The sequence below is a fragment of the Brevundimonas sp. LjRoot202 genome (genome assembly GCF_964253355.1).
In the GTDB taxonomy this organism is placed as follows: Bacteria; Pseudomonadota; Alphaproteobacteria; order Caulobacterales; family Caulobacteraceae; genus Brevundimonas.
On sequence record NZ_CAXUQW020000001.1, the window covers coordinates 833610 to 855921 of the forward strand.

General features: G+C 70.1%; 19 protein-coding genes. 9 read left to right on the forward strand and 10 right to left on the reverse strand.

What is annotated here, in order from left to right; translation table 11 throughout:
* The gene (locus ACSQ1L_RS04635; protein ID WP_435992395.1) at positions 1–600 is read left to right on the forward strand and encodes an NADPH-dependent F420 reductase; all 600 of its coding nucleotides are present in this window, start codon (positions 1–3) and stop codon (positions 598–600) included.
* Between the two features lie 148 nt (positions 601–748).
* On the opposite strand, the gene ACSQ1L_RS04640 is transcribed toward ACSQ1L_RS04635, so the two are convergent.
* Positions 749–1666, reverse strand: a complete 918-nt coding sequence (locus tag ACSQ1L_RS04640) for an Hsp33 family molecular chaperone (protein ID WP_435992397.1) — start codon at positions 1664–1666, stop codon at positions 749–751.
* Between the two features lie 149 nt (positions 1667–1815).
* Between ACSQ1L_RS04640 and ACSQ1L_RS04645 the strand changes: the two genes are divergently transcribed.
* The 5 genes from ACSQ1L_RS04645 to ACSQ1L_RS04665 all read left to right on the forward strand — a co-directional run bounded on the left by ACSQ1L_RS04645 (position 1816) and on the right by ACSQ1L_RS04665 (position 10408).
* Positions 1816–3222 (forward strand): SDR family oxidoreductase, encoded by a 1407-nt coding sequence (locus tag ACSQ1L_RS04645; protein WP_435992399.1) that lies wholly within the window; start codon positions 1816–1818, stop codon positions 3220–3222.
* Between the two features lie 55 nt (positions 3223–3277).
* Positions 3278–5167 (forward strand): phosphoglycerate dehydrogenase, encoded by a 1890-nt coding sequence (gene serA, locus ACSQ1L_RS04650; protein ID WP_435992401.1) that lies wholly within the window; start codon positions 3278–3280, stop codon positions 5165–5167.
* Positions 5168–5256: 89 nt separating this feature from the next.
* Positions 5257–7095, forward strand: a complete 1839-nt coding sequence (locus tag ACSQ1L_RS04655; protein ID WP_435992403.1) for an autotransporter domain-containing protein — start codon at positions 5257–5259, stop codon at positions 7093–7095.
* A gap of 265 nt (positions 7096–7360) precedes the next feature.
* Positions 7361–7987: a M23 family metallopeptidase gene (locus ACSQ1L_RS04660; RefSeq protein WP_435992405.1), complete on the forward strand. Its 627-nt coding sequence runs from the start codon at positions 7361–7363 to the stop codon at positions 7985–7987.
* Between the two features lie 120 nt (positions 7988–8107).
* The gene (locus ACSQ1L_RS04665) at positions 8108–10408 is read left to right on the forward strand and encodes an ATP-binding protein (RefSeq protein WP_435992407.1); all 2301 of its coding nucleotides are present in this window, start codon (positions 8108–8110) and stop codon (positions 10406–10408) included.
* Positions 10409–10421: 13 nt separating this feature from the next.
* Here the strand turns inward: ACSQ1L_RS04665 and ACSQ1L_RS04670 are convergent, their stop codons facing one another.
* Both ACSQ1L_RS04670 and aceA read right to left on the reverse strand, forming a co-directional pair.
* Positions 10422–10631, reverse strand: coding sequence for a hypothetical protein (locus tag ACSQ1L_RS04670; protein WP_435992409.1), 210 nt, complete (start codon positions 10629–10631; stop codon positions 10422–10424).
* 14 nt (positions 10632–10645) lie between these two features.
* Positions 10646–11926: an isocitrate lyase gene (aceA, locus tag ACSQ1L_RS04675; RefSeq protein ID WP_435992411.1), complete on the reverse strand. Its 1281-nt coding sequence runs from the start codon at positions 11924–11926 to the stop codon at positions 10646–10648.
* A 154-nt stretch (positions 11927–12080) separates the two neighbouring features.
* Here aceA and ACSQ1L_RS04680 point away from each other — a divergent pair, with 154 nt between their 5' ends.
* Positions 12081–13523, forward strand: coding sequence for a helix-turn-helix domain-containing protein (locus ACSQ1L_RS04680; protein WP_435992413.1), 1443 nt, complete (start codon positions 12081–12083; stop codon positions 13521–13523).
* A gap of 9 nt (positions 13524–13532) precedes the next feature.
* Here ACSQ1L_RS04680 and ACSQ1L_RS04685 read toward each other — a convergent pair whose 3' ends face one another.
* The 4 genes from ACSQ1L_RS04685 to ACSQ1L_RS04700 form a co-directional block, all read right to left on the reverse strand.
* Complete coding sequence (locus tag ACSQ1L_RS04685; RefSeq protein ID WP_435992415.1) at positions 13533–13982, reverse strand: cupin domain-containing protein; 450 nt, start codon at positions 13980–13982, stop codon at positions 13533–13535.
* Positions 13983–14073: 91 nt separating this feature from the next.
* Entirely contained in the window at positions 14074–16005 is a 1932-nt protein-coding gene (locus ACSQ1L_RS04690) for a PAS domain S-box protein (RefSeq protein ID WP_435992417.1), read from the reverse strand.
* 121 nt (positions 16006–16126) lie between these two features.
* Positions 16127–17551 (reverse strand): hypothetical protein, encoded by a 1425-nt coding sequence (locus tag ACSQ1L_RS04695; protein ID WP_435992419.1) that lies wholly within the window; start codon positions 17549–17551, stop codon positions 16127–16129.
* A gap of 65 nt (positions 17552–17616) precedes the next feature.
* Complete coding sequence (locus tag ACSQ1L_RS04700) at positions 17617–18606, reverse strand: helix-turn-helix transcriptional regulator (protein WP_435992421.1); 990 nt, start codon at positions 18604–18606, stop codon at positions 17617–17619.
* Between the two features lie 89 nt (positions 18607–18695).
* Here ACSQ1L_RS04700 and ACSQ1L_RS04705 point away from each other — a divergent pair, with 89 nt between their 5' ends.
* A complete protein-coding gene (locus ACSQ1L_RS04705) occupies positions 18696–18926 on the forward strand; it encodes a hypothetical protein (protein ID WP_435992423.1) in 231 nt (76 codons plus the stop codon).
* 69 nt (positions 18927–18995) lie between these two features.
* Positions 18996–20480, forward strand: coding sequence for a tetratricopeptide repeat-containing sulfotransferase family protein (locus tag ACSQ1L_RS04710; protein WP_435992425.1), 1485 nt, complete (start codon positions 18996–18998; stop codon positions 20478–20480).
* Here the strand turns inward: ACSQ1L_RS04710 and ACSQ1L_RS04715 are convergent.
* From ACSQ1L_RS04715 to ACSQ1L_RS04725, 3 genes are read right to left on the reverse strand one after another with little or no spacing between them, the layout of a single operon-like run.
* Positions 20477–20899, reverse strand: a complete 423-nt coding sequence (locus ACSQ1L_RS04715; RefSeq protein WP_435992427.1) for a DUF1801 domain-containing protein — start codon at positions 20897–20899, stop codon at positions 20477–20479. The genes ACSQ1L_RS04710 and ACSQ1L_RS04715 overlap by 4 nt on opposite strands.
* A gap of 15 nt (positions 20900–20914) precedes the next feature.
* On the reverse strand, positions 20915–21427 hold the full coding sequence (locus ACSQ1L_RS04720) for a hypothetical protein (protein WP_435992429.1): 513 nt from the start codon (positions 21425–21427) through the stop codon (positions 20915–20917).
* Positions 21424–22311, reverse strand: a complete 888-nt coding sequence (locus ACSQ1L_RS04725; protein WP_435992431.1) for an alpha/beta hydrolase — start codon at positions 22309–22311, stop codon at positions 21424–21426. Before ACSQ1L_RS04725 ends, ACSQ1L_RS04720 begins: the two co-directional genes overlap by 4 nt.
* Position 22312: the final 1 nt, after the last annotated feature.

Here is a 22312-nt window from a genome sequence, read left to right on the forward strand (position 1 = left end):
ATGACCTACGCCATCATCGGCTTCGGCAAGATCGGCCAGGCCCTCGCCCACGCCTTCGCCCGCAAGGGCATCGAAGTGTCCGTCGCCGCCACGCGCGACCCGGAAAGCTTCGCAGCCCAAGCGGCCGCCATCGGCCCCACCATCATCCCCAAAACACTGGCGGAAGCGGTCAAGGCCGACACCATCTTCCTGGCGGTCCGTTTCGAGGCCCACCCGGATGTCGCCAGGGCCCTGCCCAGCTGGGCCGGCAAGACCATCGTCGACGCGATGAACCTGTTTCCGGTCCCTGACGAGCTGAACGGTCTCCCGTCCTCCGCCGTTGTTGCGAAGGCCTTCACCGGCGCCAAACTCGTCAAGGGCTTCAACCACCTGCTCGCCGCCACCCTGGCGGCCGATCCGGTCGTCGAGGGCGGCCATCGGGTCGTCTTCCTGTCCAGCGACGACGACGGCGCCACCGTTCCCGTGGCGGCCCTGGCCAGAGAACTCGGGTTCGCACCTGTCGAACTGGGAAAGCTCAACGAGGGTGGCGCGCTGGTTCACGCACGCGACCGCACCTGGGGCCCGCTGATCTTCCAGGACCTGTTCAGGAAGGAGCCGTAACGGGTCTGCCGCCCGCTGGTGCCGCCCGGCCCCCGTCCATGAGAGTCACGGCGGCCCGGTCATGGTCCGGAGTCCGGGAGCGACGACGGCGTCAATGTCCGCTTTCCACCCATTGCGGACATTGAGCTCGTCCGCCTCCCGCAGTGGGTCACCCCGCCACGATCTCCTCCGGCTCGAGCTCATACACCGTCGCGCAGTATTCGCAGGTGACGCGGATCTTGCCATCGGGCTCGACCATGTCGGCGCGCTCCTCCGGTCCGAACGAGGCCAGCACAGCCCCGATGCGGTCCTTCGAGCAGCGGCAGACGGCCTCCAGGGCACGGGCGTCCTCGAGGCGGACGCCGTCCTCGTGGAACAGGCGGAACAGCAGGGTCTCGGGCGACACGGTCGGGTCGATCAGCTCGTCGTCGGCCAGCGTCTGGAACAGGGCGCGCGACCGGTCCCACGCCTCCTCGGTCGACCCCCGGGCGTCGTCGCCGGCGATCAGCTGGATCAGCGCCCCGCCGGCCCGCCAGGCCGTGCCCGCATCCGATGTGACCGAGCCGACCGCCAGCCGGACCCTGGTCGGGATCTGCTCCGACTGCTGGAAATAGTGTTCGGCGGCCAGCGACAGGCTCTCGCCCTCGATCGGGGTGATGCCCTGGGTGCGTTCGAAGTCGGGGCCGCGGTCCAGCGTCATGACGAACACGCCCTCGCCCAGCAGCGTCTTCGCGCCCGGGCGGGAAAAGCCCTGCGAGGCGGCGGCGACCTCGGCCTCGTCGAAACGGCAGTAGCCGCGCAGGTGGCCCTGGGTGTCGTAGTCGGCGACGACATAGCGGACCGGGCCATCGCCCTGGGCCTGGACGATCAGCCGGCCCTCGAACTTCAGGGCCGAGCCGATCAGGGCGGCCAGGGCGCAGGCCTCGCCCAGCAGGGCGGCGACCGGCTCGGGATAGGCGTGGGCCGACAGGATGGCGTCAATGGTCGAGCCGAGACGGACCAGGCGGCCGCGCACCGGCCAGCCCTCGATCTGGAAGGCGGCGGCGAGATTGTCAGACGGCGCGGCGGCGGGCGCGTGATCGGTCACGGCGGTCCTCGAAAGGGGGTTGTGCGGAAGCGCCGCAAGATAGGCGCCCGTATCGCGATTGGTAAGGGCGGCATGCTAGAGCAGGAACCGGCGGGGTCGCGGCCCCGTTCCTGAAGGCCTCTCACAGACCCTATCCAGCCGGCGGTTTCATGACCAAAGCGACGCTCAAGCCCTTGAAACAGCAGGCCATCGTGGTCACCGGCGCCACCTCGGGCATCGGACTGGCGGTGGCCCGGCGGGCGGCGCGGGCGGGAGCCTGCGTCTTCCTGATCGCGCGCGGCGAGAGCGATCTGAAGGCGCTGACCGAGGAGCTGCAGGCCAGTGGGGCGCGAGCGGCCTGGGCGGTCGCCGACGTCGCCGACTACGACGCCCTGGCCGAGGCGGCGGACAAGTGCCGGCGGCTGTTCGGCGGTTTCGACACCTGGGTCAACAACGCCGGCATCTCGATCTTCGGGGCCCTGCGCGAGACCACGCTGGAGGACCAGCGGCGACTGTTCGAGACCAACTACTGGGGCGTGGTCAACGGGTCGCTGGTCGCGGCCGAGCATCTGCGCGAACGGCCGGGCGGCGGGGCCATCGTCAACGTCGGCTCGATCCTGTCGGACGCGCCGATCCCGATCCAGGGCGCCTACTCCGCCTCCAAGCACGCGGTGAAGGGTTTCACCAACGCCCTGCGCATGGAGCTGATGCGCGAGGAAGCCCCGATCACCGTCAGCCTGGTCAAGCCGGGGGCGATCGACACGCCCTACAACAAGCACGCCCGCAACCTGACCGGCTACGCGATGCACAACCCGCAGCCCGTCTATGCGACCCATGTGGTGGCCGACACCATCCTGTACTGCGCCGAGCATCCGATCCGCGAGATCACCGTCGGCGGCGGCAGCCGGCTGATCGCCAGTTTCTATTCGGTGCTGCCGGGCGTGGCGGAACCTCTTATGGCCCGGTTCGCTCCTAGCCTTATGCGGGACAGGCGTTCCGCGTGGCAGCCGGACGAGGACGGGCTCTACGACCCGACCGAGGACGGTCTCGATGAAGAGGTCTATTATCCGATGGTCCGACAGTTTTCCGCCCTCGCCGAAGTCCGCAAGCATCCGGGCGTCACCGCCGGCGTGGTCGCCATCCTGGCCGGCGTCGGCTTGGCCACCCTGTTGCTCAATCAGCGTACCGGGCCGACCCGGCTGCAGGCCCTGCGCGGCCGGGTGAGCCCGGGCCGGTGGGTCGACGCCAGCGGCCTGCGCACCCGCTTCGAGGATCTGACCGAAACGATGCGCCACGGCCTGACCGGGGCCGGCGAACGCGCCGCGGAGTTGGGCGACGAGGCCAGCCACCGCTCGCGGCGCTTCCTGCACGACACCCGCCATGCCTCGCGCAAGGCCCTGAAGAAGCACGGCAAGCGCGCCCGCCACTACGCTGGCGAGGCCGGCGTCTATGCGCGGGATCATGCGAAGGAAGGCGGCGCGATCCTGGCGCTGGCCACCATCGCGGCGGCGGTCGGCGCGGCGGCGCTCGACGCCCGGCGGCCGGACAGCAGGCTGCGCAGCCTAGGCCGGTTCTGACCGCGCCCTACGTTCGGGCATTGCTGCAACTGCGAACGTCGGCCAAGGTCCCGCCATGGCCGACGCGACCTATGTTTTCGACTTTGACTCCACGCTCGTGCGGATCGAGACGCTCGAGGCCCTGGCTGATCTCGCCCTGGCCGGGTCGCCGGACGCGGAAGCGGTCCGGGCCGAGATCGGACGGCTGACCGACCAGGCCATGGCCGGCGAGATCGAGTTCGGCGAGGCGCTGCGCCGCCGTCTCGCCCTGCTGCCGCTGACGCGGGACCACGTCCGGACCCTGGCCGGGCGGATACTCGACGAGGGCACGCCGTCGGTGCGCAAGAACCTCGCCTTCTTCCGCGACAACCCCGGGCGGATCGTCATCGTCTCGGGCGGCTTCCGCGAGATCATCGCCCCTGTCGCCGAACGGCTCGGCGTCGGGCCGGAACGCGTGCTGTGCAACGACCTTGTCTATGACGCCGAGGATCGCGTCACGGGCGTCGACGAGGCCAACCCCCTGTCGCGCGCCGGCGGCAAGGCCGAGGCGCTGAAGGCGCTCGACCTCGCCGCCCCGGTGGTCATGGTCGGCGACGGCTGGACCGACGCCGAGGTCAGGCAGGCTGGGGCCGCCGACCGCTTCTACGCCTTCACCGAGATCGTCCGCCGCCCGCCGGTCGTGGCCGCCGCCGACGCCGAGGTCCGCTCGCTGGACGAACTGCTGCACATCGAGGGCCTGACCGGTCGCTGGTCGTACCCGCGCAGCCGCATGCGGATGCTGCTGCTCGAGAACATCCATCCGGCCGCGGTCGAGCGCCTGGGGGACGCCGGCTACCAGGTCGAGACGGTCAAGGGCGCGCTCGGCGAGAGCGCGCTGATCGAACGCATCAAGGGCGTGCACGTGCTGGGCGTCCGCTCCAAGACGCAGGTCAGCGCCCGGGTGCTGGACGCTGCCGACAGGTTGATGGCGGTGGCCGCCTTCTGCATCGGGACCAACCAGATCGACCTCGACGCCGCCGCCGAACGCGGTGTGGCGGTGTTCAACGCGCCCTACTCCAACACCCGCTCGGTGGTCGAGTTGGCGGTGGGCCTGACCATTGCCCTGCTGCGCGACGTGACCGACAAGTCGGCGGCCATGCACCGGGGCGAATGGAACAAGTCGGCCACCGGCTCGCGCGAGCTGCGCGGCAAGACCCTGGGCATCATCGGCTACGGGGCCATCGGCTCGCAGTTGTCAGTGCTGGCCGAGGCGCTGGGCATGCGGGTGATCTTCCACGACCTGACCGAGCGGTTGGCGCTGGGCAACGCGCGGCGGACGCCGTCGCTGGAGGCCCTGCTGGCCGAGAGCGACGTGGTCAGCCTGCATGTCGACGGCCGCACCGAGAATACGGCCCTGATCGGCGCCGCGCAGCTGTCTCGAATGAAGCCGGGAGCCTTGCTGCTGAACCTGTCGCGGGGTCACGTCGTGGACATCGGCGCCCTGGCCCAGGCGCTGGGCGCCGGCCGGATCGGCGGGGCGGCGCTGGACGTCTTCCCGGACGAGCCGGCGACCAACGCCGATCCGTTCGACAGTCCGCTGCGCGGCCTGAAGAACGTCATCCTGACGCCGCATATCGGCGGCTCGACCGAAGAGGCGCAGGAGGCGATCGCCGAGTTCGCGGCCGAACGGCTGCTGGGCTATCTGAACCGCGGCGACACCACCTTCTGCGTCAACCTGCCGAACGTGCAGCTGGCCGAGGTTTCCGGCGCGCACCGGATCCTGCACATCCACCGCAACCAGCCGGGCGTGCTGGCCGAGCTGAACCGGGCGCTGGCGGCGGCGGGACTGAACATCCTCGGCCAGCATCTGAAGACCGACGAGCGCACCGGCTACGTCATCACCGACGTCGATCGCGACTACGACCCGGCCGCGCTGCGGGCGCTGAGGAGTGTGGCCGGAACGCTGCGCTTCCGGATGCTGCACTGAAAGCTTCCCCGGCGGCATCTTGCGCACGTCGAAAACGGGCGCAGAGTACCCGCAACGGTCGCATGATGACGGCCGAGGGAGGATCATCGATGTCTCGTTTCCTGCGCAACGCGGCCGCCGCCGCGCTGGCCGTCGCCGCCGTCGGTGCGGTCGCTTCGACCGCCAGCGCCCAGAGCTACGACCGCCTGGTCGTGTTCGGAGACAGCCTGAGCGACAACGGCAACCTGTACGCCATAGCGGGCCAGCCCACGTCCCCGCCCTACTATCAGGGCCGGTTCTCGAACGGCCCGGTGTTCACGGAACTGCTGGGCTTCGACGCCGGCCGCTATACCGCCGGGGCGCCGGTGACCGGCAGCGTCAACTACGCCTTCGGCGGCGCCCGGACGGACATGTCGGCCATGCCGCCCGGCATGCGCAACCAGCTTCTGGCCTACACCGGCGCCGGCGGCACGTTCGGCTCCAACGACCTGGTCAGCATCCTCGGCGGCGCCAACAATATCTTCCAGCGGCTCAACGCCTTCGCGATCCTGCCGCCCGCGCAACAGGCCGTGACCAACCCGCAGGCCTTCATGCAGCCGACGGCGATCGCGGCGGCTGCGGACATCAACTTCATCGTCAACTCGGTGGCCGGCGCAGGCGCGGGCACCATCCTGGTGTCGAACCTGCCGCGGCTCGGCATCACGCCGCAGTTCAACCAGGGGCCGGCCGCGCCGCTGGGGCCGCTGGCGGACTTCGCCGGAACGAGCTTTAACTCGGCGCTGTCGGCGGGCCTGTTCGGCGTCGCGGCGGCGAACCCCGGCTCCAACATCATCCTGATGGACCTCTACAAGATCAGCGACCCGCTGGCGGGCAACCCGGGCGCGTTCGGCCTGACCAACGCCCACGACTCCTGCTTCAACGGCGTGACGGTCTGCGCCAACCCGGACAGCTACCTGTACTGGGACGGCGTGCATCCCACCGCCGCGGGGCACCGGCTGATCGCCGCCCTGGCCAACGACTACCTCTACTACGGCGACCTCGGGGCCCAATCGACGGTCCAGGCCGAGACCGGCTTCCGCCAGCGCGAGGACCTGCTGGACCTCGCCAGCGAGGGTCTGTCGGCGCGGGGATCCTGGCAGGCCGGCACCCAGATGACCTTCGGCGCCATCGCCGACAGCGTCGAGACCGACGCCCGCGGCGTCGTGGCCGAGACCGAAGCCACCGGCTGGGGCGGCCGGGTCGGCCTGGACCACGTCATGTCGGACAGCCTGCGCTTCGGCATGGCCGGCACCTTCCGCACCGCCGACGTCGAGGCCGGGCCGACGGCGTTCGACGTCGAGACCTACGCCTTCGACATCTACGCGGGCTGGCGCTCGGGCGGCGTGTTCGTCAACGCCACAGCCGGCGGCTCGATCGACCAGTATGACGAAATCACCCGTGTCACGGCGCTGGCGCCGATCGTCCACACGGGCGAAACGGACGGCGGCAGCCTCGGCGCCCGCCTGCAGGCCGGGACGTGGTTCGAGATGGGCGGCATCGCCCTGTCGCCGCGCGCAGCGGTCAGCTTCGTGTCCACGGACGTCAACGGCTACGTCGAACAGGGCGTCGCGGCCCAGTACCAGTATGAGGACCGCACCGTGCAAGCGGCGAGCGGCGAAGTCTCGCTGCGCGCCGAGGGCGGCGGCGAAGGCCTCGGCTTCTGGATCGAGGGCGGCTACCGCGACACCTTCGGCGACAGCAGCGACGCGGTCCGGGTCGGCATCGCCGGCAACCCGGCCCATGTGCTCGAGCGCGACATCGACGATCCGTTCGGCGGGTCGATGATCGCCTCGGCCGGGCTTGAGGCCGACGTCGGTCCGGGCACGGTGTCAATCGGCTATCGGGGTCGTTTCGGCGACGCCGCCGACAGTCACGTCGGCGCCATAACCTTCCGCCTGCCGCTCCAGTAATCGAGCGCGGAATTGCGGATCAGGCGCGTCGCTCCTGAGCGGCGCGCCTTTTTCGTGTGCGCGATTTCGTTGAATTCATGCGACTTTTTGCGGCACAGCTGCGACCTCCTGTCACCCCGGGGGAACCTTTTCGGCCCCAAAGTCGCCCAGCCCGGCCCGTAGAAAGACCGTCCTCCCGGTCGTCGGCCGCGAGCGTCGCGTGTTTCGCGGCCCGCCGGCGCCTTCACCGCTCAATTTGAGCCGAAAAGACGGAGCTGACGCCGCCATGCGACGCCTGTTGCCGACCGCCCGGTCGTTCCTGTTTCACTCTGGCCAAGCCGCCGCCCTGAGCGCGGTCGCCGTGCTGGCCATGGCCGCCGCTCCGGCGCCGGAGCCCTATTACGCGCCGTCCGACGCCGTGCTGGCCGTGCCGGAGGCGCCGCCGGTGACCGCCGTGGCCCAGCCGGCCGGCCCGATCACCCGACTGATCGCCTTCGTCGCTCCGCTGAAGGGCTACGCCATCAATTCCGCCTTCGGCCTGCGTCGCCTCGCCGGCGAGGCCCGGGCGCGCCATCACAAGGGCGTCGACATGGCCGCCCCGGCCGGCACCAGCGTCTTCGTCGCCTGCGAGGGCGAGGTCCTGCGCACCGGCTATGACGCCGGCGGCTACGGCCGCTTCATCGAGGTGGCCCACCCGAACGGCATGAGCACGCTGTACGCTCACCTCAGCCGCATCGACGTCGCCACCGGTGATCGCGTGAGCGCCGACGAGCGTATCGGTCTGGTCGGTTCGACCGGCCGTTCGACCGGCCCGCACCTGCATTTCGAAGTCCGTCGCAACAGCGCCCAGGTCAATCCGACCACGGTGCTGGGCCAGGCCTTCGAGATCAAGGTCGATCCCGCCGCCGTCTAAGGCGAAAAAGGCCTTGCCGGACGGCGTCCGGCAAGGACCGGGTTCGCTCCCGCCGCGCGCCGCCACGGCCACGGTTTCTTCACCCCTTTGCCGGATGCTCTCCGGCCGAAGGGGATCGATTTGGACCGGATCCTGTACTGCCTGACGATCGAGCACGACTGGCGCTGGACGCTGGCGGCCGCAGCGCTGTGCATCTTCGGACTCGGGACCGCCTTTCGTCTGCTCGTCGAGGCCCAGGGCCTCCAGCGCGCCCGTCGGCGTGAAGTCGCCCTGGTCGGCGCCGTCGTCGGCGGCGTGGCGGCCTTCTCCACCCATTTCGTGGCCATGCAGGGTTATGACGCCGGCGGCGAGGTTCGCTACGGCCTGTCGTTGACGCTCGCCTCGCTGGCCCTCGGCGTCGGCGGGGTGGCGCTCGGCTCTCTCATTCTGATGATCAAGGCCAATCGGCTGTACCGCGGGTTCGGCGGCATGGTCGGCCTGTCGGGCGTGGCCGCCATGCATTTCGTCGGCGTCGCGGCGCTGGAGTTGCCGAGCCGATCGATCGGCTGGGATCCCATGCTGGCGGCCCTCGCCGTCGTCGGCGGCCTGGCCATCGCGCTGTTGACCGGCGCGCTCGTCTACGGCCGGGGCCCCGTCCGGTTCGCCGCCACCTGCGCAGCCGGGGCGTCATCGATCATCTTCCTTCATTTCACGGCCATGAGCGCCATGGCGGTCACGCCGACGGCCGGGGCGCTCGCCGCGACCGGGGGCCTGGGCCCGAGCTTCTCCGCCTCCGCCATGCTGGCCGTGCTGACCGTCATGGTCATGGGCATCGTCGCCGTCGCCGGCGCTGTCGCCTGGATGGGCTATTTCTCGCGGGCCAGCGCCCTGAACCAGATCCGCGAGGCCATCGACGCCATGCCGGACGGCCTGGCCTTCTTCGACGCCGAGGACCGGCTGGTGCTGTGGAACAACCGCTATGACGAGGTGAATCCGGAGCTGTCGTCGAATCTTCAGGCCGGCATGACCTTTCGCGAGATCATCCAGATCGGCCTGAACGAGGGCCTGTACGCGGAGGCCGAGGGCCGCGAGGAGGCCTGGATCGTCGAGCGCATGAACTCGCGCCGCGCCCTCTCCGCCATGATGGAACAGCGGATCGCCGGCGACCGCTGGCTGCGCGTTGCCGACCGGCGCACCGCGGCCGGGGGCATCGTCACCGTCTGCACCGACATCACGGACCTCAAGAACGACGCCAGGGCCCTGGCCGAGGCCCGCGACGCCGCCCAGGCGGCCAACGCCGCCAAGAGCCAGTTCCTGGCCAATATGAGCCACGAGATCCGCACGCCGCTGAACGGGGTCATCGGGGTGGCCCAGGCGCTGGCCGGCACCGACCTGTCGGCGCAGCAGACGGAAATGCTGGAGCTGATCCAGTCATCGGGGCGGACGCTCCAGGTGCTGCTCAGCGACATCCTCGACCTGGCGCGGGTCGAGTCCGGGCGTCTGGAGCTGTCGGACGAAGCCTTCGACCTCGGCCGCGCCGTGCGCGACGCCGCCCAGCTCTATGAGGCCTCGGCCCGGGAGAAGGGCCTGCAGTTCTTCGTCGAGATCGCGCCCGAAGCCGATTGCTGGATCGCCGGCGACGTGGTGCGGCTGAAGCAGATCCTGACCAATCTGGTCTCCAACGCGGTGAAGTTCACCGATGAGGGCCTCGTCAGCCTGACCGCCGCGGCCGGCCCGGCGCGGGACGGCGCGCCCACCCTGCGCTTCTCGGTCGAGGACACCGGCATCGGCTTCGACCGCCAGACCCGCGAGCGGCTGTTCAGCCGCTTCGAACAGGCCGACGGGGCGATCACCCGGAAATTCGGCGGCTCGGGCCTCGGCCTGGCCATCTCGCGTCAGCTGGCGGAAATGATGGGCGGCGACCTCGACTGCGAAAGCGAGCCGGGCGGCGGCTCGGCCTTCCTCCTGACCGTACCGTTCCGGGCGGCCGAGGCGCCGGCGATGTCCGGCGCGGCGCTGGCCGAGGACGAGGCGGGCGAGCGCCGCACGCTCCACGTGCTGCTGGCCGACGATCATCCTGTGAACCGCCGCGTGGTCGAAATGATCCTCGCCCAGGCCGACGTGGCCCTGACCTCCGTCGAGGATGGCGCCGAGGCCGTCCAGGCGGCGCGGGACGCCGACTACGACCTGATCCTGATGGACATGCAGATGCCCGTCATGGACGGCCTGACTGCGACGCGGGAAATCCGGCTGCACGAGACGGCCATGGGCCTGGCGCGGACGCCGATCGTCATGCTCACCGCCAACGCCCTGGCCGAACATATCGCCGCCGCCGAGGCCGCCGGCGCCGACCTGCACCTGGCCAAGCCGTTCGACGCCGCGGACCTGCTGAACCTGCTGGTCACCCTGCCGCGGGCGGTAGCCAAGTCGATGGCGGCCTGACGGACGCGCCGGCCTATTCGTAGCCGTGAGCGGTCTCGTTGATGACCTGTGAGGGCATCGACGAGAAGTCGACGGCGACGGGCTGGGCCAGCTTGCGCTGGAAGGTCTTGATGACGTGCTCGAGCCGGCGGCGGACCTCCCGTTCGGCCTCCGATCCGGTGTCGAGCTTCAGCGGGTCGAGGCAGAAGTCGATGATGGCCTGGGGTCGGGACATGGGTTCCATGGGGAGTCTCCTGGTCATTCGGCCGCGAGGAATTGAGCGGCCTCGGTGGATTCCTTCATCGCCGTGGTCGAGGACCGGCCGTTGGAGATGACAGTGGCGACCTGGTCGAAATAGCCGGTGCCGACCTCGCGCTGGTGGCGGGTGGCGGTGTAGCCGGCGGCCTCGTTGGCGAACTCGCGCTGCTGCAGCTCGGAATAGGCGGCCATGCCGCGGTCGCGGTAGCCGTCGGCCAGCTCGAACATCGAGTTGTTGAGGGCGTGGAAGCCCGCCAGGGTGACGAACTGGAACTTGTAGCCCATGGCCCCCAGTTCGCGCTGGAATTTGGCGATGGTGGCGTCGTCCAGTTTGGCCTTCCAGTTGAAGGACGGCGAGCAGTTATAGGCCATCAGCTTGCCGGGGTGCTCGCGCTGGACCGCCTCGGCGAAACGACGGGCGTCGTCGAGGTCGGGGTGGGAGGTCTCCCACCACAGCACGTCGGCGTATTTCGCATAGGCCAGGCCGCGGGCGATGCAGTGGTCGAGGCCCGTTCCCGGTTTCAGGCGGAAGAAGCCTTCCGGCGTGCGCTGGTCCCGCGCGATGAAGGGATGGTCGCGTTCATCGACGTCCGAGGTGATCAGCTGGGCGCTCTCGGCGTCGGTGCGGGCCACGGTGAGGGTCGGCGTGCCCATGACGTCGGCGGCCAGGCGGGCCGCGATCAGGTTGCGCTCGTGCGCCGCCGTGGGGATCAGCACCTTGCCGCCCAGATGGCCGCACTTCTTTTCGCTGGCCAGCTGGTCCTCGAAATGGACGCCGGCGGCCCCGGCCTCGATGAAGGCCTTCATGATCTCGAAGCTGTTCAGCGGCCCGCCGAAGCCGGCCTCGGCGTCGGCGACGATGGGAGCGAACCAGTCGCGCTTCGCCCCGCCCTCCGCATGCTCGATCTGGTCGGCGCGCTGCAGGGTGCGGTTGATCCGGCGGCACAGCTCGGGCGCGGCGTTGGCCGGATACAGCGACTGGTCCGGGTACATGGCCCCGGCGGTGTTGGCGTCGGCGGCGACCTGCCAGCCCGACAGGTAGATCGCCTTCAGCCCGGCACGGACCATCTGCATGGCCTGGTTGCCGGTGACCGCGCCCAGGGCGTTCACGAACGGCTCGTCCTGCAGCAGCTCCCATAGCCGGTTGGCCCCGCGCGTCGCCAGGGTGTGGGTGACGGGAACCGAGCCGCGCAGGCGCTGGACGTCCTCGGGCGTATAGGGCCGCTCTATGCCGTCGAAGCGGCCGTAGGGCGAAGGGACGAGATCGGCGAATGTGGTCATGGTCGGGCCCTGCCTGGTCGCGGCGGATCGGCCGCGGGTGATCCAGAGGGAAACACGCGCCAGTCACGAATGACACATCATGAGAGACGCCTTTCGTGTCACTGAGTCATGATATGACACTTACCGTTAAGTCATTTTATGACATGATGCGATCATGGAAGCGACCGCCGACCGCAAGCTGTTCCTGGGAGGCCGCCTCAAGCGGCTACGACGCGACCTGGCGCTGACCCAGACCGCCATGGCCGCCGACCTGGGCGTTTCCCCCAGCTATCTCAACCACATCGAACGCAACCAGCGACCGGTCTCGGCGCAACTTCTGCTGCGTCTGGCCGACACCTACGACGTCGATCTGCGCACGCTCGGCCAGTCCGGTGGTCCCGCGACCGAGTCGGAACTGGCCGAGGCCTTCGCCGATCCCCTGTTCCAGGGCCTGCCGGTGCCGCGCCATGAGATCGTCCAGCTGGCCGAGGACCAGCCCGCCGCCGCCGACGCCCTGCTGCGGCTCTACCGCGCCTTCGCCGACCGCCGCGCCCGCGACCGCGCCGAGGCGGACATCACCGGCGGCGGCGACGACGACAGCCCCGCCGACTGGGTGCGCGAATACGTCCAGGGCCGTCGCAACCACTTCCCGGAACTGGATGCGCTGGGTGAGGCGCTGGCCGACATCCTCGAGGCCGAGACGCCGGGGGAGTCGTTCGAGATGCGGGCGAGGGCCCGCCTGCTCGCCCGCCACGGCCTCGCGGTCCGCACCCTGCCGGCCGAGGTCATGGTGGAGTGGACCCGCCGCTACGACCCGCACCGCAAGCGGCTGCTGCTGTCCGAGACGCTGGGTCCCTCCTCCCGCGCCTTCGCCGTGGCCTTCCAGCTGGCCCTGTCCGAGCATGACGCCGAGCTGACCGCCCTGACCGAGGCGGCGGCGCCGCCCGACGAGCCCGCCCGCCGGCTGCTCAAGGTGTCCCTGACCAACACCCTCGCCGCCGCCCTGCTGATGCCCTACCCCGCCTTCCAGCAGACGGCGGAGGAGACCGGCAACGACCTGGCGCGGCTGCAGGCCCGCTTCGGCGTGTCGTTCGAACAGGCGGCTCACCGTCTCACCACCCTGTCGCGACCGACGGCCCGGGGCGTGCCCTTCTTCCTGATGCGGGTCGACCAGGCCGGAAACATCTCCAAGCGTTTCGCCTCCGGAGCCTTTCCGTTCTCACGCTTCGGCGGAGCCTGCCCGCGCTGGCGGCTGCACAGCGCCTTCCGCACGCCCGGTCGCGTCATAACCCAGATCATCGAGACTCCGCCCGAGGACGGCAAGGAAGGCCAGCGCTGGTTCACCCTCGCCCGCACCGTCGACCGTCAGGGCCACGACGCCTTCACCGAGGGGCACGACCTCGCCATCGGCCTGGGCTGCGAACTGAAGCACGCGCACCGACTGGCCTACGCCCGCGGCCTCGACCTCGCCGCCCCGGAGGTGACTCCCATCGGCCCCGCCTGCCGCCTGTGCCACCGCCACCCCTGCGCCGAACGCGCGGCGCCGCCGGTCGACCGGCCGCTGACGGTCGACGACTGGTCCAAGTCGGTCAGCCCCTGGCCGTTCGCCGAGGGCTGAAAACGCCCTCTAGTCCAGCGAACCCGCGAAGGCGTTCGCGTCGACCGGCCCCTCGAAGGCGATGAACAGCACACAGGGCTCCTCGCTGACGCAGGTCGCGCTGTGCGGCAGGCCCGCAGGACCGTAGGCGTAGGTTCCGCCCGTCAGGGTCCGCTCGGGCGCACCGAGGTATTTCACGCTCAGGCGACCCGCCGCCAGCATCATGCGCTCGGCGCTGGTGTGGCTGTGCGCCGGCAGGGCGGAGCCCCCGGGAACGCGCAGGAGCAGGTCGGCGTTCGGACGGGCCGGATCGCCATGCAGCACCGACAGTTCGCAACCCGCGGGGAAGATCGCCGGACAGCCGGACCAGGCGAGAGCGGGGTCGGCAGGATCTATGGCCAGCGGGCGTTCAGTCGCGGCGGACGCGACGCTCGCGAGCAGGGCGAGGGCCGCGAATATCATGGTGCGGGGCGCTTTCATGGGATCCTCCTCGACGCCGTGTGGCGATCGGAAACTCCATCCTTCACCCGCCCCCGGGGCGACTCCAGTTCAGGGACTGAATCGCGCGCGCCTACGCCGCCCCGGCGACCTGACGGTCCATGATCTCGTTGACGAAAAGCGCCAGGTCCGTCTGGCCGAACGGCTTGGCCAGACGCGGCAGGCCGGCGCTCGCCGCGTCGGGGGGAAGGTCCGCATAGCCGGAGGTGATGATGACCGGCAGGCCAGGATGGGCGCGCCGAACGGCCTGGGCGAACTGGGAGCCGGTCATGTTGGGCATCACTTCGTCGCTGACGATCAGGTCGATATCGGGCCGGCCGCGCAGGATCTCGAGGGCTTCCCTGCCCGACGAGGCGACGATGACCTCGTGGCCGAGGTCGTCCAGCATGGCGGCGGTGTTGGTCAGCACCAGGTTGTCGTCGTCGACGGCGAGGATCAGCAGCCGCCGTCCGGTTCCGGCCAGGGAATCCTGCGCCTCAACGGCCGGGACGCCCAGGCCCGCCGCGGTCGCGACCGGCAGCCAGAGTTCTACCTGCGTGCCCTCCCCCGGGCGGCTGGTCATCGACAGACAGCCGCCGGACTGGGCGGCCAGGCCGTGCACCATGGAGAGGCCGAGCCCGGTTCCCTTGCCGACTCCCTTGGTGGTGAAAAAGGGTTCGGTGGCCCGAGCCAGCGTTTCCGCGTCCATGCCATTGCCCGTGTCGGCGACGGTGAGCCGGACGTAGTCTCCGGGCGCCAGGGTGGCGTGGTCGCCGAGCCGCTCGGCCTTGGCGCTGATGGTGATGGAGCCGCCGGCCGGCATGGCGTCCCGGGCGTTTACGGCCAGATTCATCAGCGCCGCCTCGAGCTGATACGGATCGGTGTGCGCCCGGGGCAGGTCGCCCGGAAAGCGCATGTTGACCTCGATGTTCGGCCCGATGGTGCGGTCGAGGAAGTTCATCAGGCCACGGACCAGCGACGGCACATCGACCACCTCCATCTTCAGCTCCTGCTTGCGGGCGAAGGCCAGCATCCGCTGGGTCAGGACGGCGCCGCGCTGGGCCCCCTGCATGGCGTTGTCGATCAACGGCGTGATGCGGGGATCGTAGGGCGTCCGCTTCTTGACCAGTTCGAGACTGCCCAGCACCGCCATCAACAGGTTATTGAAATCATGGGCGATACCGCCAGTGAGCTGGCCAATGGCCTCCATTTTCTGCGACTGGAAGAGCGCCTCGCGCGCCTCCTCCAGCGCGCGCTGGTTCTCCATCCGCTCCGTGATGTCGCGGGTCACCTTGGCGAAGGCTATGACGTCACCCTCGTCGTCCCGGATCGCATCTATGACCACATGGGCCCAGAAGCGGCTGCCGTCCTTGCGGACCCGCCACGCCTCCTTCTCGAACCGACCCTCGGCGGCTGCGGTGGCCAGCGCCCTGGCCGGATCGCCGGCCTCGCGATCCTCCTCGGTGTAGAACCGTGAGAAATGCTCGCCGATGATCTCGTCGGGCGCATAGCCCTTGATCCGCGCCGCGCCGGCGTTCCAGCTGTTCACCCGGCCCGTCGGATCCAGCATGTAGATGGCGTAGTCGGTCACCCCCTGGATCAGCAGTTTGAACTGCTGCTCGCTGCGGCGCAGGGTTTCCTCCGCCTTCTTCCGCTCGGTCAGGTCACGGGTGATCTTGGCGAAACCCACCAGCTCCCCGGACGGCGAACGCACCGGATCGATGACGACATGGGCCCAGAATTGCGCGCCGTCCTTGCGGACCCTCCACCCCTCCTGTTCAAAACGGCCCTCTTCGGCGGCGGTTCGCAGCGCCCGCGCCGGTGTGCCCGCCGCGCGGTCCTCGTCGGTGTAGAAGCGGGAGAAATGCTCGCCGAGTATCTCGGCCGGGGCATAGCCCTTGAACCGCTGCGCCCCGGCGTTCCAGCTGGTGACGAAGCCGTCGCCGTCCAGCATGTAGATGGCATAGTCGGTGATGGCGTCGACCAGCAGCCGGTAGCGGTCCTCGACAGGCGGAAGCGAAGCCAACTTTTCCTCAAAACCCACGTCTTGCCCCCGCTGGCGGTGTGTCGCGGAACAGGCGGTAACGTCTGCTGGCCGCAGCGGTTCCACGCCCGGGGCCGGCCACCGAATTTCCGGGATCGGCGCGCTAGAGAAGGACGACGCGCGGGCCTTCCCGCCTGTGGGCCACGCCCGCGCGGTCGAGCAGCATGGCGATCCGGCTGGCGGGATCGGCCGAGCCCTCGTCCAGCAGGGTCTCGATCTCGCGGCGCAGCGCCGGGTCGCTCGAGACGCGGTCCAGGGCCGATAGCCATTCGTCGCGGCTGAGGACCCCGTCCTCCCGATTGTCAGCAATCAACGGCTGCAGGAAGTCGAACCAGTCCCCGCCGGTGGCCCGGTTCTGGACCGCCTCGGCCGCCAGGGCGAAGACCGCGCCGCAGGCGTAGTAGGCGCGGTGCTCACCGCGCGCGCCGGCGTCGGCGACCGGCTGGTCAGCCAGACCGACGCAGTCATCCACCTCCTTCTGGAGTTCGCGGCGGTCGTCCCACACGGGATCGATCCCCTTCAGGGCGCGGATGGCCATCAGGTCGGCCCCGCCCTCAGTGATCCACGCGTCCCGCGCCCGCTCGTAACGCACCGTCTGGCCGAGCCAGAAATGCGCGCTCTCGTGCCCGATGAACCAGCGCGCCATGCCCAGCACCTGCCCGGACGGTTCGACCACGCCCTCGCCCTCGAAGGCCATTACGATCAGTCCCGGCATGACGCTGCCGCCCATCGACATCAGCTCGGAGGTCGGGCCGTTCCAGCTGACCATGATCGTCGGCTGCGCCGTCTGTCCGGGCCCGAGCCGCCCGGCGTAATAGTCCGCGACCCGCGGGGCGAAGTCCTCGATAGCGCCCCCGATCCAGCCTGGCAGCTCCGGATCGGACACCGTGGTCAGTCGAGGCCCCTCGACCAGGTCGGCCCGCCCGAACAGGACATAGGTGTCGGCCCCGGCTTCGGTCGCCTCGGCGACGCGCTGGCCGCGGAACAGGATCGGCCCCCCGCGGTCGCGCCAGGTGACGGTGACCGGGCCGGCGTCCATCGGATGTCCGTTGAGATCGTCGGGCAGGGCCGACACGGCCTCGACGGAGGCGAGCGGGAAGAGGTCGAACTGGCCGTCGGGCAGGGCCACCGATCCGTCGGAGAAGACCAGGACGCCATAGTCCGCCTCAAGGTTCTCGGCCCTGGGCGTAAAGGCGATGCGGACGGCCCGGGGCACCGGCCCGCCGTCGACGGCCCGCAGCACGTCCCGGTCGCCCATCCGCTCCAGCACCACGCCGGGCGTCAGCACGCGCCATTGTTCGAGCCGCCAGGGCCGGCGCGATCCGTCGATCAATGATGAGCGGTAGAACCCCCACACAGGGGCGTCGCGGTCGAGGACATAGTCGGCGGTCCACGACTCGCCGTCACGGGTCACGGTCACGGCCGGGCCCGCGCTCGCCGGAGCGGTCGCCTCTTCGGACGTGACCGTGGCGCAAGCGCCCAGCGGCAGCGTCAACGCCGCGAGCGCGGCCAGTCCGGGCCTGAGCATCCGAAGGTCCCCCCTTTGGTTGCGGCATAGCCCGATCGACCGGCGTTCGTCAGCTTAAGCTTTGGTCAGGCTTGGGTCCGATCAAGGGCGCGGGCGGAGCCCTCGAGTTCGCTCCGCATCGCCGCCTTCAGCCGTTCGGGCGCGACGATCGTCACCTGCTCGCCCCAGGTGAACAGATGCCACGCCAGTTCGCGCATGCCCGAGGCGCGGAAGCGCACGACGACCCCGCCGTCCGGCTGGTCCTCAAGGCTCTGGGTCGGGTGCCAGCGCCAGGCGCGGGCCTCGGCCGCGCCGTCGGGCGAGACCCTCAGCACCACATCCTCGATCTCGTCCTGATAGATGCCGAACGACTGGCTGGCGAAGGCCTGCAGGTCGAAGTCCGGCGGCGGCGACGCCACCCCCTCTTCCGCATGGACGGCGCTCATCCGGTCGAGGCGGAAGGTCTGGATGCGGCCGCTCTCGCGGTCGGCGGCGACCAGATAGTTGGCGCGGCCGAACATCACCCCGCAGGGGGCCACGCTGCGGCGGCGCGCCTCGGCGCCGGGCCGGCTGTAGATGAAGCCCAGCGGCCGCCCGGCCAGCACGGCCTGGCGGATCTCGGCCAGCACCGCCTCGTCGGCCGAGGGCCGCGGTCCGGCCTGCACGGCGATGGTCTCGGCCCGCACCAGCGCCTCCAGGTCGGGAGCCAGACGGTTCAGCGTGGTCGAACGCATGGCCGACTTCAGCTTGCGCTCCAGCCCTTCCAGCGCCGCCGCCCGCCCCGGCTCCCCGCTGGCCCGGAGCGCCTGCGCCGCCTTGGTCAGCTCGATCAGTTCGGTCGCGGTCGGGGCCTGTTCGAACGCCGACAGTCCGCCGCGGATGCGCCAGCGCTTGTTCGGCGGGTCCGAGACCTCCTCGGTCTGGGGGAACAGCATGATCACCGCGTCGCGCAGGCGTTCGGCGGTGCGCCGCCCCATGTCCAGCTCGCGCGACATCTCCTCCAGCGTCAGGCCCTCGGCGCTGGCCGCCATGCGCCGGGCGAGGTCGATGACCATGGCCGCCTTGTCGTGTCTCATGCCGGTCACTGAAGCATACGTCCGATTTTGACGCAACGCTGCCGCATGATCCAACCATCGACAGAAACACCGCTTCAGGAGTTCCTTCCATGGCCCGCACCTTCGCCCCCCACGCCGCCGTCGCCGCCTCCCGCTATCTGATCGTGCCCTGCGAGGCCGACGGCTACGGCGATCTCGCCGTGATCTGGGATCGACTTGAAGAACAGGTGATCGACGTCATCGACGCCGGCCTGTCGGCCCGCTACGCCGATGAGGACGCCCTGTGGGACGAAGCCCGTCCGGCCTTCGACCCGGCCGAGGACTTCCGTATCGCCGCCTGATCTCCGCCGTGCGGCTTGCGGCGGGCGCCGTGGGCCGCTAGCCCTGCTCCTGTCTCGGGAGGACGGTGAATGAGCATGGCGACGCAGACGGTGGATGGAGCGCAGCTGGTCAACGGCGCGCTGGCCGCATTCCAGGCCCGCGAGCGCGACGACGCCGCCTACCTGCTGGCCAAGGCCGTGCAGGCCGACCCGCCGCTGGGCGCGCGCTGGGCCTCGGTGTCGCGGCTGGCCGCCACCATCGGCGAGATCACCCTGGCGCTGGCCGCCGCGCGCAAACACGTCGCCGCCACCCCGACCGCCGAGGCGCGACTGGCCTATGCCCAGCTGCTGATCCAGAGCGGACGGACGCAGGACGCCCTGCGCGAGGGCGCGGCCCTGGCCCGCGAGCGGCCCAACGACCCGGCCGCCCTGCACTTCCTCGCCACCTGCCAGGTGCAGCTGGGCGATCACGACGCCGCCGTCGCCAACCTTCGCCGCATCATCGCCCTGCCGACCGTGCACCTTGGGGCCGAGAATGCCTGGCACGTGCTCGCCGACATCAAGAAATTCACCCCGGACGATCCCGACCTCGCGCAGATGGAGACGATGCTGGAGCGCATCGGGACCTCGGCGGCCAACAGCCAGAGCCGCATCGTCATGCTCTACGCGCTGGGCAAGGCGCTGGACGACGCCGGTCAGACGGACCGCGCCTTCGCCTGTTTCGATGAGGCGGCCCGGCTGCAGAAGGTCGACAGCGTCTTCAACGCCGCCCAGGCCGACGCGTTCGTCGACGCCGTGGTCGGCGGCTACGACCGCGCCTTCATGGACAGCCTGCCAAAGAGCACGATCGACAGCGACCGGCCGATCTTCGTGCTGGGCCTGCCGCGCTCGGGCACCACCCTGGTCGAGCAGATCCTGGTCAGCCATTCCCAGGTGGTCGACGGGGCCGAGGCCAATCTGTTCCGGCCCGCCGCCATGGCCATCAAGGGCTACACGCCGGACGAGGTCCGCGCCTCGTTCGACCGGCCTGACGCGGCGAGCCTGCCCAACCGTATCGCCCGGGCCTATCTGCATCTGGTCGACGAGCGCTTCGGCAAGACCGGGCGGATCGTCGACAAGACGCTGAACCAGACCCGCTATCTCGGCCTGATCCATCAGGTGCTGCCCAAGGCCAGGCTGATCTGGCTGCGCCGCGCCCCCGCCGGGATCGCCTGGTCCTGCTACCGCACCCGTTTCGCCAAGGGGGTCGACTGGACCCGCTCGCTGACCGACATCGCCGCCTATTTCAAGGGCGAGGACCGGCTGCACGCCCACTGGTCGGCGGTGCTGGGCGACAGCCTGCTGACCGTGCCCTACGAGGGGCTGGTCGACGATCCGGACACCTGGATGCGGCGGATCATCGAGCACGCCGGGCTGGAGTGGGAAGAAGGGGTCCGCGACTTCCACAAGACCGAGCGCGCCGTCACCACCGCCAGCTTCGCCCAGGTCAGGAAGCCGATGTACGCCTCGTCCAAGGAGGCGTGGAAGCGGTATGAGACGCATCTGAAGCCGTTCTTCGACGCGTACGGCCGCTAGCCGGGATAACTCGCGCGCAACTGGTCGGCGGTGGCGACCGCCATGTCCTTCAACACGGCCGGGTCCACGTCCGAGAGCCTGTTGACGTAGACGCAGCCCTTGCCCGCCTTGTGCTTGCCCAGGCGGGCCAGCAGGTCGCCCCGTCCCTCGTCGCAGCCGGACAGATAGAAGACCAGGTTGGCCTTGCGCGGCGAGAACCCGACCAGCGGCGCATCGCCCTCGTGGCCGCTGGCGTAGCGGTAATGGTACGCGCCGAAGCCGACGATCGACGGCCCCCACATCACTGGCGGCTCCCCGGTCGCCCCGGCCAGCAGGGTGCAGGCCGCCTCGGCGTCCGCGCGCCGCTTCGGATCCTCCACCGCCGCGATGAAATCGGCGACGGAGACGGCGGTCGGCCTGGTCTTGGCTTCAGCAGCCATGCATCACCCCGTCGGTCAGGGAACCCCGGCCCGGACCAGTTCCCCGCCTGTATAGCGCGGATCGTCGGTGACCTCACGCACGGCGAAATCCGGGTGCGGGAAGGCGGCCATGGCGTCATCGTCGGCGAACTCCGCCTCGGCCAGGAACAGGCCGCCCAGCGCCCCCTCGAACCGATCCACCGACAGGGTCGCGCCGTCGGCGGCGTAATAGTGGCGGGTCTTCTCCAGCACACGCCCCGGCAGGCCGGCGAACAGGGCGAACTCGGCTTGGGTCAGATACAGGGTGGTGATCAGGCGGCGCTCCGGGGCCAGATCGGCCTTCTTCGACAACCGGTAGATGGTCGGACCGCCCCCGACCGGCCTCGCCTCGCGCAGCCGCAGGCGCGAACCCTCGACATACAGGTCCCGGATCGCCTCGGCCCGCAGCACCGGCAGACCGGGCAAGCCCGCGCACAGCCAGCGCCGCTCCCGCTCCACCGCGGCGTATTTCTCCGGCTTCAGGAAGCCGAGGGCGGCGGGGTCGGTCATCGCGAGAGCTCCAACCCGTCGGCGACTATCGCCGAGCGCGCCTGATGGCCCTCGGCGGCGCTCGGCGGTCCCGGCGGCAGGTCCAGGAAGCGCCAGATATGGTCGTAGGCGCCGTCGCGCACGAGCGTGCTGTGGTTCGAGCCGACCATGCGCACGAAGGCCTTCGGCGGTCGGGCCATCCGATACAGGGCCCATCCCTGCTCGAAGGGAATCACCTCGTCCGCGTCGCCATGGATCACCAGAACCGGCGCGTCGATCCGGTCGATGATGTCCCGCGAACGGTATTGGTCGAGCATCAGCAGGCTCACCGGCGCCCACGGATAGGCCTTGGCGGCGACATCGACCGTCGAGGTATAGGGCGCTTCCAGCACGACCGCGCGGGCCGGTCTCTGGCTGGCGAGCCGGACGGCCACCCCGCTGCCCAGCGAGAAGCCGTGAATGACGATCCGGGACGGTTCGACGCGCCGGGCCAACCACTCGTAGGCGGCATCGGCGTCCTTGTGCAGCCCCGCCTCGGTCGGTCGGCCGGTGGAGCCGTCATAGCCGCGGTAGCCGATGGCGAGGAAGCCGACGCCCCTGTCCGCAATGCGCCGCCAGCGCCCTTCCTGGACGGCCAAGCCCGCGGCGTTGCCGTTGAAGAACAGGATTGTCGGATTGTCGGCTTCGGGCGGCAGCCACCAGCCCACCAGACGCTCGCCGTCCTCTGTGTCGATCTGAACGACCTGTATCGACGGCCCGCCGGGATCCGGCGAAGCCCCCGCCGCGACCGGATAGTAGAGCAGGTCGCGCTGCATGAAGAACATCGCGCCGAGCACGATCACATAGACGGCGACGATGCCGGCGAGGACCGACAGGACCCCGCGTCCCCAACGGATCGAGGTCATA

What these genes read in the sequence shown, in the direction of transcription:
- ACSQ1L_RS04635 (WP_435992395.1), top strand. Translation starts at nt 1, where the DNA reads ATGACCTACGCCATCATCGGCTTCGGCAAGATCGGCCAGGCCCTCGCC.
- ACSQ1L_RS04645 (WP_435992399.1), top strand. Translation starts at nt 1,816, where the DNA reads ATGACCAAAGCGACGCTCAAGCCCTTGAAACAGCAGGCCATCGTGGTC.
- serA (WP_435992401.1), top strand. Translation starts at nt 3,278, where the DNA reads ATGGCCGACGCGACCTATGTTTTCGACTTTGACTCCACGCTCGTGCGG.
- ACSQ1L_RS04655 (WP_435992403.1), top strand. Translation starts at nt 5,257, where the DNA reads ATGTCTCGTTTCCTGCGCAACGCGGCCGCCGCCGCGCTGGCCGTCGCC.
- ACSQ1L_RS04660 (WP_435992405.1), top strand. Translation starts at nt 7,361, where the DNA reads ATGCGACGCCTGTTGCCGACCGCCCGGTCGTTCCTGTTTCACTCTGGC.
- ACSQ1L_RS04670 (WP_435992409.1), bottom strand. Translation starts at nt 10,631, where the DNA reads ATGGAACCCATGTCCCGACCCCAGGCCATCATCGACTTCTGCCTCGAC.
- aceA (WP_435992411.1), bottom strand. Translation starts at nt 11,926, where the DNA reads ATGACCACATTCGCCGATCTCGTCCCTTCGCCCTACGGCCGCTTCGAC.
- ACSQ1L_RS04680 (WP_435992413.1), top strand. Translation starts at nt 12,081, where the DNA reads ATGGAAGCGACCGCCGACCGCAAGCTGTTCCTGGGAGGCCGCCTCAAG.
- ACSQ1L_RS04685 (WP_435992415.1), bottom strand. Translation starts at nt 13,982, where the DNA reads ATGAAAGCGCCCCGCACCATGATATTCGCGGCCCTCGCCCTGCTCGCG.
- ACSQ1L_RS04695 (WP_435992419.1), bottom strand. Translation starts at nt 17,551, where the DNA reads ATGCTCAGGCCCGGACTGGCCGCGCTCGCGGCGTTGACGCTGCCGCTG.
- ACSQ1L_RS04700 (WP_435992421.1), bottom strand. Translation starts at nt 18,606, where the DNA reads ATGAGACACGACAAGGCGGCCATGGTCATCGACCTCGCCCGGCGCATG.
- ACSQ1L_RS04705 (WP_435992423.1), top strand. Translation starts at nt 18,696, where the DNA reads ATGGCCCGCACCTTCGCCCCCCACGCCGCCGTCGCCGCCTCCCGCTAT.
- ACSQ1L_RS04710 (WP_435992425.1), top strand. Translation starts at nt 18,996, where the DNA reads ATGAGCATGGCGACGCAGACGGTGGATGGAGCGCAGCTGGTCAACGGC.
- ACSQ1L_RS04715 (WP_435992427.1), bottom strand. Translation starts at nt 20,899, where the DNA reads ATGGCTGCTGAAGCCAAGACCAGGCCGACCGCCGTCTCCGTCGCCGAT.
- ACSQ1L_RS04720 (WP_435992429.1), bottom strand. Translation starts at nt 21,427, where the DNA reads ATGACCGACCCCGCCGCCCTCGGCTTCCTGAAGCCGGAGAAATACGCC.
- ACSQ1L_RS04725 (WP_435992431.1), bottom strand. Translation starts at nt 22,311, where the DNA reads ATGACCTCGATCCGTTGGGGACGCGGGGTCCTGTCGGTCCTCGCCGGC.